Here is a 9,721-nt window from a genome sequence, read left to right on the forward strand (position 1 = left end):
CTGCTCCTTAAAGGGCGGCGCCCGCCAGGAGCACGCGCATGGCGCGCATCGAGCGCAGCCTTCCGTCCCAGGCCATTCTGGGGAGCGCGAGCAGAGGCGTGTGGCCGGCCGGCTCGATCACGCCCGGGAAGGTCGAAACGGCACTGACGAAGCCCGCTTCTTCCGCCATCGCCATATGCTTGCGCTGCCAGGATTTCCGGTCCCCGAAGGGATAGGCAAAGTGCCGGACGTCACGTCGCAGCGCGGCCTCGATGACCGCCTTCCCCATCGTCATTTCCCGCAGCGCTGCCGTCTCCTTCATATTCGCCAGAACCGGAAAGTTGACGGTCGCCCCGCCGAACGTCACCAGCGGATCGGCCGCCAGGGTCTCGAGGTCGCGCCAGTCGAGCGAGGCCTCCCGCGACAGCGCCGCAAGATCGACAGCATAGCGAGTGCAGAGATCCTTGATGGCGGCACTCAGGTCTGCCGGTTCAAGCGAACGCATCCAGCCCGACAGAAATTCGTAGAGTTCATATTTTTCCGCCGTCGACGGGACGTTGAAGTGCCTTTCGCTGCGGCCCACCATCAGGCTGATGCGCCGCTCCTGCGCGATCACCCGTTCGAGTGCGAGCCACCAGGCTTCCCCGATGCCGTCGGGAAACGCCGTCGGAACGTAGACGGTGAAGGGAACACGATGTCGCGACAGCACCGGATAAACGGATGCGGCGACGTCTTTGTACGTGCCGTCAAACGTCAGGCAAACGAACCGCCGCCGCGAGGCCAGCGTAACCGCCCTGCGGCAGACCTCGTCGATTGAAACAATGTCATATTTCCAGCGCTTCAAAGCCCGGATCGTTCGATCCAGAAAAGCGGGCGTGATCTCGTTGGACAGAAGCGGCTGAAATCGGCCGGAATGGCGGGGCCGGACCCGCTCAAAGCGCAGGATGACGCCCGCACCTCGCCGTTTCAACCACACATGACCGCCGAAATAAGCGAGTTCCAGTTTGAGGCTTGTCAGAAATCCGGCAGCAGATGACAACGTCTCGTCTTTCAGCGCGTGTTTCAGATGAGGCCGCGGCTTCGCCGCGTCCATGTCATTACCCTTTGTTGACACTTCTTTGCAAAGGTCGGCTGAAGCAAAAAGTTAAGTAATCCCTTAAACGGATATTTGCGGACGGGTATTGCGATGACCATGGCTGCCGCGATCGAAAGCCGTAACGCTGGCGCGTCGGCGTGGTCGAAATCAAGCCGCATCGCCGCCGTCGATATATTTGCCGATATTGACCAAGCTGAGACGGTCTGGCGAAGTCTCGAAAACCAGCACCACCTTTCCACGCCGTACCAACGATTTGATTTCCTGCGCCCCTGGCAACAGAAGGTCGGGACACGCGAGGGCTTGACGCCTCTTGTCGTCGTCGCCTATGACCTCGACCGCGTGCCGTTGCTGCTGCTCCCGCTCGTGCTCAAGCAGGGCTGGGGTGTGCGCAGCGCCCATTTCATGGGCGGCAAGCATGCCACCTTCAACATGGCGATATGGAATCGGGATTTCGCCGCTGTTGCATCCCGCGCCGACCTGGATGTTGTCTTCGCGGCGATCCATCAGCGCGAAAGCATCGACCTTTTGGCTTTCCAACAGCAACCGCTCACATGGCAGGATCTGCCAAACCCGTTTGCGTTGCTGCCGCACCAGACGTCCGCCAACGACTGTCCTGTCATGGCGATGATGCCGGGTGCCTCCGAGACGACGCGCATCAGCCATTCGATGCGCCAGCGCCTGAAGACCAAGGAACGCAAACTCAAGGCTCCGCCGGGTTATCGTTATCTGCTCGCCGACAGCGACGCCGACGTCAAGCGCCTGCTCGATGCGTTCTTCCGGATCAAGCCGTTGCGGATGGCGGAGCAGAAACTGCCAAACGTGTTTGCTGAACCGGGCGTCGAGGATTTCATTCGCGACGCCTGCATAACGCCGCGGGTAGATGGCGGGCGGGTAATCGAGATACACGCCCTGGAAAATGACAGCGAGGTGATCGCGCTGTTCGCCGGCGTCGCCGACGGTTACCGTTTCTCGATGATGTTCAACACCTACACGGTGTCGGCAGTTTCGCGCTACAGTCCCGGACTCATCCTGATCCGCCACATCATCGATCATTACGCGGAGCACGGCTACCGCACCCTCGACCTCGGGATCGGATCGGACAGTTACAAGAAACTGTTTTGCAAAGCGGACGAACCTATTTTTGACTGCTTCGTCCCGCTCGGCCCACGCGGCTCCGCTGCGGCGATAGCGATGTCGGCCGCCAATCGCAGCAAGCGTCTTGTGAAACGCAATCCGGCACTTTTGCTCCTGGCGCAGAAACTGCGGCGCGCGTTCGGCTGACGCGTCAGCATTTTCGACTAAGAAGGCTACGCCGCCACGACCCGCGGGGCCGGCTCAACCGCATCCGGCGGCGGGACCGGCTTGCTCAACATTATCACATCGCTGAAGCCGACCGCCTTGAGCTGATCGCACATCAGATTGCGCGCCTCGGCAGCCATGGAGGCATCCGGCACCACCACCGCGCGCGCCTGCGTCGTCAGCAGTTCGGCAGACAGATCCGAGGCACTTCCGGCATCCAGGAGGACGTGATCATAGACCTTCAGCAACGCATCGATCGCAAGGCCAAGCCGCGGCGATTGCAACAAAGTGCGGTCCGATCCCGGCCGTCCTGAACTCACAAGATGGGTCCGTGACATCATATCCTTGGTGATAACTTGGGTGAAAGAAGCCTCACCCTGCATCAATTCCGCCAACCCCGGCGCGTTCGGATCGACGGATGCGACCGAGATGGTCGGCGACGTCGCTGCCAGATCGACCACAACGACCCTCGCGCTACGCGCGATCAGGCGCGCAATGGTCAGCGCGGTCAGGGTAATGCTCTCGCTCGCGGCGGTGCCGAGGATCGTGACCTTGCGCGCCCCCGCACCGGCGGCAAGCAGCCTGTCGGCAAGTTGCTCGACCTCCGAGAATTCGGATTCAATCTCCGGCGCCAGCGGAGCCGCAACGGGCTCAACCGCACGCCTGGACTCAACAACAGACCTGGATTCGACCGCAGGCCTGGATTCGGGCGCAAACTTGGGTTCGACGGGAGCCGCAAAAACCTTCGCGACCGGCTCGCGCAGCGGGGCCGAGACCGACACGAACGCGGCGGCCGCGCGCGGGATCGTCGTGCGCAGCAATTCTCCCGTGACGGTCAATCCGGTCGACAGCATCAACGTTGCGAGCGTCGCAATCAGCACGATCGGCAGCTTCTTCGGATAGGCCGGGCTGTTGGATACGCTGGCGCGGGAAATGATCCGGCCATCGGCCGGCGCGGCCTCGATGTTTTCGCGCGTCGTAGCCTCGCGATATTTTGCCAGATAGGATTCCAGGAGGTCGCGCTGCGCCTTCGCCTCGCGATCGAGGGCGCGGAGCTGAACATCCTGGCCGTTGGCCGAGCTGGCTTGTTTTTTCAACTGATCGAGATTGGCACTAAGGCCTTCGACCCTGCCGCTGGCAATTCGCGCATCGTTGTCCAGCGAGCGTGAGAGCTTGCTGGCTTCGTCGCGAATCTGCCGATCGAGATCGGCAAGCTGCGCCTTGAGTTCCTTGATCCGTGGATGATTGTCGAGCAAGGTCGAAGACTGCTCCGCGAGTTGCGCGCGTAACGTCACCCGCTGCTCGCTCAACCTGCGGATCAATTCCGAATTCAACACCTCGGAGGCTTCGATCGGCTTGCCGGTCTGGAGCATTTCGCGGATCAAGCGCGCCTTGGATTCGGCATCGGATTTAAGTGCGCGCGCATTATTCAATTGCGTGTTCAGCTCGCCCATCTGCTGATTGGAGAGCGTGGTATTGTTGGTGCCGACAAAGAGGCTGGACCCGGATCGAAAATCCTCGACGCGGGATTCGGCATCCGCGACTTTCTTGCGCAGGTTTTCGATCTCACCTGCGAGCCACTGCCCCGCTGACCTCGCCTGGTCGCGCCGCGCGCCCTGCTGAAGCACCAGATAGCCGTCGGCAATGGAGTTGGCGACCCGCGCCGCGAGATCGGGATCGCGTGACTGAAACTCGATGACGACGACGCGGGATTTGTCGACCGCATAGGCCGTGAAACGCTCGTAGTAAGCATCCAGGACGCGCTCTTCCGGCGTCAGCGAGATGGGATCGCGGCCGATCCCGATCAGTGCCAGCAGCGATTTCAGTGGAGAAAAACCTCTCAGGACCGGGTCGAACTCGGACAGTTCGGCGAGCCTGTTCTTCTTGATGACCTCGCGTGCAAGATCGCGTGACAACAGAAGCTGCACCTGGCTGGTGACGGCTTCCGCGTCGAGCGCGTTGCGGTCGTCATTGCGCTCGCCATTGGGCCGCAGAAAGACATTTTCCCGCCCATCGATGAGGATCCGCACCTCGGACCTGTATCGTGGCGTGATCATGTTCACGACCGTGATCGACAGCACGGCTGCCAGCACGGTCGGAATGATAATCCAGTTCCGCTTGCGCGCGAGCGCCTGACCGATCGCCACGAAATCCAGATCGCCCATTGGCGCGGTCACCGGTTTGTCGGCGACCGGCGTTACTTCAGGGTCGGTCGGCTCGCTTACAGCCTTGCCCGAACGCCAGAACGCTAAACGCATCGCTCACTCCCCGTGGCACGCCACGACTCTACGGATACAGCATGATTACAGTCCATTAAGGTTGCCGCTGGGTTAATTCGTGCATTTTTGGCCCTATCGGCGGAGCCATCCATCCGCCACGGTCATGTTTTGTTAACCATGAAAGTCCTTAATCGGAATCAAGAATTGACCGTGGGTTCTCCAATGCGAGGCGTTCGCGCCCAAATAGCCTCTCTCCTGGCCGCGCTCTCGCTCGCGGGCTGCATGCAGACGGGCGATCAGGTCGCGATCGGAGCGCGCGGCGACCTCGATGCCATGGCCTATGGCCAGCCGGCTAATTATACGTCCTCGCCCAACGCCTATGCCGCCGCAACGCCCGTGGCCTATGCCGCTCCCGTCGCCGCCCGGCACGATGCGCCCTACCGCCTCGATGCCGGCGACAATCTGAGAGTTGTGGTCTTCGGCCAGGAAGGCCTCACCAACACCTATGCGATCGATGCCGGCGGCGCGATCACCATGCCCTTGATCGGCGCGGTTCCCGCCCGCGGACGAACGCCGGCGGGACTGGCCACCGAGATCGCCGCCAAACTCCGCAACGGCTATATCCGCGAGCCTTCCGTGGCGGTCGAGGTCGAAGCCTATCGTCCGTTCTTCATCCTGGGCGAGGTCGCCGCTCCCGGCCAATATCCCTACGTGCCGAACATGAGCGTCGAAAGTGCGGTCGCGATTGCCGGCGGCTTCTCACCCCGCGCCAAACGCGACAGCGTCACGCTGACCCATAACGCCGACCGCGTCATCGTTCCGCTCGGCACCCCCATCGGTCCCGGCGATACCGTCCTCGTCGGCGAACGCTGGTTCTGACCGATGTCCGAGACATCAGACCGGCCACTTCGCATTGTCCACGCGGTGCGCGCGCCCGTCGGCGGAATCATCCGCCACATCCTCGATCTTGCCAACGGGCAGATCAACGCAGGCCACCACGTCGGCATCATCGCTGACAGCCTGACCGGCGGCGAACGCGCCAGCGCAGCGCTTGCCGAGATTGCGCCGCGTCTGAAGCTTGGCGTCCGGCGCCTGGCCATCCACCGCAAGCCCCACCCCACCGACTTCCTGGTGTGGGCGCGCTTCATGTACCTGATCTCGCATCTGAAGCCCGACGTGGTGCACGGACACGGCGCCAAGGCCGGCGCGTTCGTCCGCATGAGGGGCGGGTCCAAGCGCTTCATTCGCGTCTACACCCCGCACGGCGGTTCGTTGCATTATCCGCTCAACACGTGGCAAGGCGCATTCTACAGCCGCATGGAACGCGCGCTGATGAACAATACCGAGCTCTTTCTGTTCGAGAGCGCATTCGCCCGCGACACCTACCAGCGCACCATCGGTGTGCCGACCACGGGATTGGTGCGCTGCGTCTTCAACGGCGTGACCGCGGCGGAGTTCGATCCCGTAGAACTGGCGCCCGACGCCTCTGACGTCGCTTACGTCGGCGAGTTCAGGCACATCAAGGGCGCGGATATCCTGATCGATGCCGTCGCGCGGCTGCGTGCCGATGGCAGACCGGTGACGCTGACGCTCGGAGGCGACGGCGAAGAACTCGGCTCGCTGAAAGCCAAGGTCGAAAAAAGCGGATTGACCGAAGCGGTGCGCTTCATCGGCCATGTCAAAGCGCGCTTCGGCTTCTCGAAAGGCAAACTCCTCGTCGTTCCCTCGCGCGGCGATTCAATGCCTTACGTCGTGATCGAAGCCGCCGCAGCCGGCGTTCCGATGATCGCGGCCAATGTCGGCGGCATCCCCGAAATATTCGGTTCCCATACGGAAGCGTTATTTGCGCCCAACTCCGCCGGCGCCATGGCGGACGCAATCGCTACTGCGCTGCAGGATCCAGTCGGCGCCGCCGCCCGCGCCAAAACGCTTCGCGAGAGAATCTTCATGCACTTTTCGCAAAAGGCCATGGTCGAAGGCGTTCTCGCCAGCTACGGCGAGGCCTTTGCCAAACGTTAACCATCCCTTACGCCGATAACCGTTTCTTCCGATTTCTCATCTAAGCCGAAGACTTAAAGACTTAGGCGCTTCACGCGCCTGCCCATATGTGTTGCGGCGAGAACGGATAGAAGAAGGTGGAACCGGTTAATGCACGCTCGATATTCGATGCCGCCGCCGCGGCCTCATCGACGGCTGCCGTAGGGGCCCCGGTCGAACGCCGCCGCAGGCTTTCGCAAGCTGCCCTTGTCGTCGCCAGCCAGAAGGTCCGCCGGGCCTACTCGCCGATCGTGATCGCCGGCGTGGTTCGCCTCGCCGATTTTGCCCTGTTGAGCGTGATCGGGATTGGGCTCTATCTGGGCTATGTGGCTCCGCTCGCCGGCTTTCACTGGGAATATATCGCCGCCATTCTGATGATGACGCTCGCCGCCGTGATCTGCTTCCAGGCCGCCGATATCTACGACGTTCAGATTTTCCGCGGCCAGCTTCGCCAGATGACGCGCATGATTTCGTCATGGGCATTTGTTTTTCTGCTGTTCATCGGCGTGTCGTTCTTTGCCAAGCTCGGCAACGAAATATCCCGGCTCTGGCTTTCCGCGTTCTTCTTCATCGGTCTTGCCACCTTGATCGCCTCACGCCTCGCGCTGCGCACGCTGGTCCGGTATTGGGCCCGCCAGGGCCGGCTCGATCGGCGCACCATCGTGGTCGGCTCCGACGAGAGCGGCGAGAAGCTGATCCAGGCTTTGGACGAGCAGACCGATTCCGATATCGACATCCTCGGCGTGTTCGACGACCGCAACGACAATCGCGCACTGGAGAACTGTGCCGGCAAGTCCAAGCTCGGCAAGGTCGACGATATCGTTGAATTCGCCCGGCGCACCCGCATCGACCTCGTGCTGTTCGCGCTTCCTATTTCGGCCGAAATCCGCATTCTCGAAATGCTGAAGAAGCTATGGGTGTTGCCGGTCGACATCCGTCTGTCGGCGCATACCAACAAGCTCCGCTTCCGTCCCCGCTCCTATTCCTATCTCGGCAAGGTGCCGACGCTTGACGTGTTCGAAGCGCCGATCACCGACTGGGATCTGGTGATGAAGTGGATATTCGACCACCTCGTCGGCGCCATCGTGCTGTGCCTTGCCGCTCCCGCGATGGCGCTGGTTGCACTCGCCGTCAAACTCGACAGCCCGGGGCCGGTGCTGTTTCGCCAGAAGCGCTTCGGGTTCAACAACGAGCGCATCGACGTCTTCAAGTTTCGCTCGCTGTATCACGATCAGGCGGATCCCTTGGCCGCCAAGGTCGTGACCAAGAACGACTGCCGCGTCACCCGGGTCGGCCGCTTCATTCGCAAGACCAGCCTCGACGAGTTGCCGCAGCTTTTCAATGTGGTCTTCAAAAGCAATCTTTCGCTGGTCGGGCCCCGTCCGCACGCCGTGCAGGGCAAGTTGCAGAACCAGTTGTTCGACGAGGCCGTCGACGGCTATTTCGCGCGCCACCGGGTCAAGCCCGGCATCACCGGCTGGGCGCAGATCAACGGCTGGCGCGGCGAAATCGACAATGAAGAAAAGATCCAGAAGCGCGTCGAGTTCGATCTCTATTACATCGAGAACTGGTCGGTGCTTTTCGACATCTACATTCTCCTCAGGACGCCTTTGGCGCTGATGACGAAAAACGAAAACGCCTATTGATACCGCACCTCGGCGTAGTCAGGTGTTTGTCGCGTGAGTTTGAGTATTTGAAATGTCGATGGCGTACACGGGGATCGCCGGGCCGACTGCGGCAATAACGGGATCGCCACGCCTTTTGGCCGTCCAGCGCCTGCTGGTGTGGCTTGTCGCGGCAAGCGGCGCCATTGTATTCATCGAACCGAGCCCCTACGAGATCATGACGCTCGGCGCAGCCGTGCTGTTCTGCGCCACGGGCTTGCGAATGCGGCTCGTGCTGATGCCGCTCCTTTTGCTGCTCGTCCTGATCAATATCGGTTACAGCATCGGCGCCATCCCGTTCTACGACAAGTCCGAGGTCGCCAACTGGATCGCCACGTCCTGGTACATGGCGGTGACCGTGATGTTCTTCGCCATGGTCATGTCGGAGGACACGCCCGCGCGCCTCGACATGCTTCGGAGCGGACTGGTCGTGGGCGCGGTGGTTGCCGCCGCATCGGCCGTCGCGGGCTATCTCAATCTGGTTCCCGGCGGGTACGACCTGCTGACACTTTACGGGCGCGCACGCGGCACCTTCAAGGATCCGAACGTGCTGGGCGCTTTCCTGATCCTGCCGGCCTTGTTTGCCTTGCAAAGCGTCGTCTCCGATCATTTTGCAAAAGCATGCCGCAACGGAATTGCGTTCGGCATCATGGCGCTCGCGATCCTGCTTGCCTTTTCGCGCGCCGCCTGGGGCGGGCTTGCAATCACCGCAGCCTTCATGCTGGCGATGATGATCTTGACCAGTCGGACACCAGCGCAGCGTTCGCGGATCGTGATGACTTCAGTCGTGGCGATCGTCCTGGTGGTGCTGCTGATTGCCGTGCTGCTTTCGTTTGATTCCACCGCCGACATGTTCCGGCAGCGCGCGAGCTTCGACCAAAGCTACGACGAAGGCCGCTTTGGCCGGTTCGGCCGGCATATTCTCGGCGCCGACATGGCGCTGGACCTGCCGTTCGGCATCGGCCCGCTGCAATTCCATAATTACTTCCCCGAAGACACCCACAACTCTTATCTGAATGCCTTCATGTCGGGCGGCTGGCTGGCCGGCCTTTGCTATCCGACCTTGATCGCGGTGACGGTGGTCCTGGGGTTTCGGCATCTGCTGAAACCTGTGCCGTGGCAACGCGCCTATCTGGCGGTCTTCGCGGCGTTTCTCGGAACCGTCGGTGAAGCCTTTATCATCGACACCGACCATTGGCGTCACTTCTGGATGATGCTGGGCACGATGTGGGGCTTATTCGCCGCGGCGCAGGCTTACAAGACGCAGCCCAATTCCACCGTCAGCGCCGCGCCTGTCGACGCGCCCTAGTACCTCGGCACAATGATTATGACTGGTCGATTTCGAGCCAATCTAGGATGGGGATGTGCTTGGGATCAACGAGGAGTTGGATGCTTCGGGCGACGCCGGGTTGACGGCGAATGAGGCC

Annotated in this window: 7 protein-coding genes; 5 read left to right on the forward strand and 2 right to left on the reverse strand. The window is 61.6% G+C overall.

Annotated elements, in window-relative coordinates; genetic code table 11:
• Positions 1-7 precede the first annotated feature (7 nt).
• Entirely contained in the window at positions 8-1,072 is a 1,065-nt protein-coding gene (locus ABSE61_RS26945; protein ID WP_423874192.1) for a polysaccharide deacetylase family protein, read from the reverse strand.
• A gap of 93 nt (positions 1,073-1,165) precedes the next feature.
• Here ABSE61_RS26945 and ABSE61_RS26950 point away from each other — a divergent pair, with 93 nt between their 5' ends.
• Positions 1,166-2,356: a GNAT family N-acetyltransferase gene (locus ABSE61_RS26950; RefSeq protein WP_423874193.1), complete on the forward strand. Its 1,191-nt coding sequence runs from the start codon at positions 1,166-1,168 to the stop codon at positions 2,354-2,356.
• Between the two features lie 26 nt (positions 2,357-2,382).
• On the opposite strand, the gene ABSE61_RS26955 is transcribed toward ABSE61_RS26950, so the two are convergent.
• Positions 2,383-4,632: a GumC family protein gene (locus ABSE61_RS26955; RefSeq protein ID WP_423874194.1), complete on the reverse strand. Its 2,250-nt coding sequence runs from the start codon at positions 4,630-4,632 to the stop codon at positions 2,383-2,385.
• Positions 4,633-4,815: 183 nt separating this feature from the next.
• Here ABSE61_RS26955 and ABSE61_RS26960 point away from each other — a divergent pair, with 183 nt between their 5' ends.
• The 4 genes from ABSE61_RS26960 (at position 4,816) to ABSE61_RS26975 (ending at position 9,603) form a co-directional block, all read left to right on the forward strand.
• Positions 4,816-5,472, forward strand: coding sequence for a polysaccharide biosynthesis/export family protein (locus ABSE61_RS26960; RefSeq protein ID WP_423874195.1), 657 nt, complete (start codon positions 4,816-4,818; stop codon positions 5,470-5,472).
• Between the two features lie 3 nt (positions 5,473-5,475).
• On the forward strand, positions 5,476-6,612 hold the full coding sequence (locus tag ABSE61_RS26965; protein ID WP_423874196.1) for a glycosyltransferase family 4 protein: 1,137 nt from the start codon (positions 5,476-5,478) through the stop codon (positions 6,610-6,612).
• Between the two features lie 116 nt (positions 6,613-6,728).
• Entirely contained in the window at positions 6,729-8,276 is a 1,548-nt protein-coding gene (locus ABSE61_RS26970) for an undecaprenyl-phosphate glucose phosphotransferase (protein WP_423874197.1), read from the forward strand.
• Positions 8,277-8,334: 58 nt separating this feature from the next.
• Positions 8,335-9,603, forward strand: a complete 1,269-nt coding sequence (locus ABSE61_RS26975; RefSeq protein WP_423874199.1) for an O-antigen ligase family protein — start codon at positions 8,335-8,337, stop codon at positions 9,601-9,603.
• Positions 9,604-9,721 lie beyond the last annotated feature (118 nt).

The organism is Bradyrhizobium sp., assembly GCF_049519115.1.
Classification (GTDB): Bacteria; Pseudomonadota; Alphaproteobacteria; order Rhizobiales; family Xanthobacteraceae; genus Bradyrhizobium.

What these genes read in the sequence shown, in the direction of transcription:
- ABSE61_RS26945 (WP_423874192.1), bottom strand. Translation starts at nt 1,072, where the DNA reads ATGGACGCGGCGAAGCCGCGGCCTCATCTGAAACACGCGCTGAAAGAC.
- ABSE61_RS26950 (WP_423874193.1), top strand. Translation starts at nt 1,166, where the DNA reads ATGACCATGGCTGCCGCGATCGAAAGCCGTAACGCTGGCGCGTCGGCG.
- ABSE61_RS26955 (WP_423874194.1), bottom strand. Translation starts at nt 4,632, where the DNA reads ATGCGTTTAGCGTTCTGGCGTTCGGGCAAGGCTGTAAGCGAGCCGACC.
- ABSE61_RS26960 (WP_423874195.1), top strand. Translation starts at nt 4,816, where the DNA reads ATGCGAGGCGTTCGCGCCCAAATAGCCTCTCTCCTGGCCGCGCTCTCG.
- ABSE61_RS26965 (WP_423874196.1), top strand. Translation starts at nt 5,476, where the DNA reads ATGTCCGAGACATCAGACCGGCCACTTCGCATTGTCCACGCGGTGCGC.
- ABSE61_RS26975 (WP_423874199.1), top strand. Translation starts at nt 8,335, where the DNA reads ATGGCGTACACGGGGATCGCCGGGCCGACTGCGGCAATAACGGGATCG.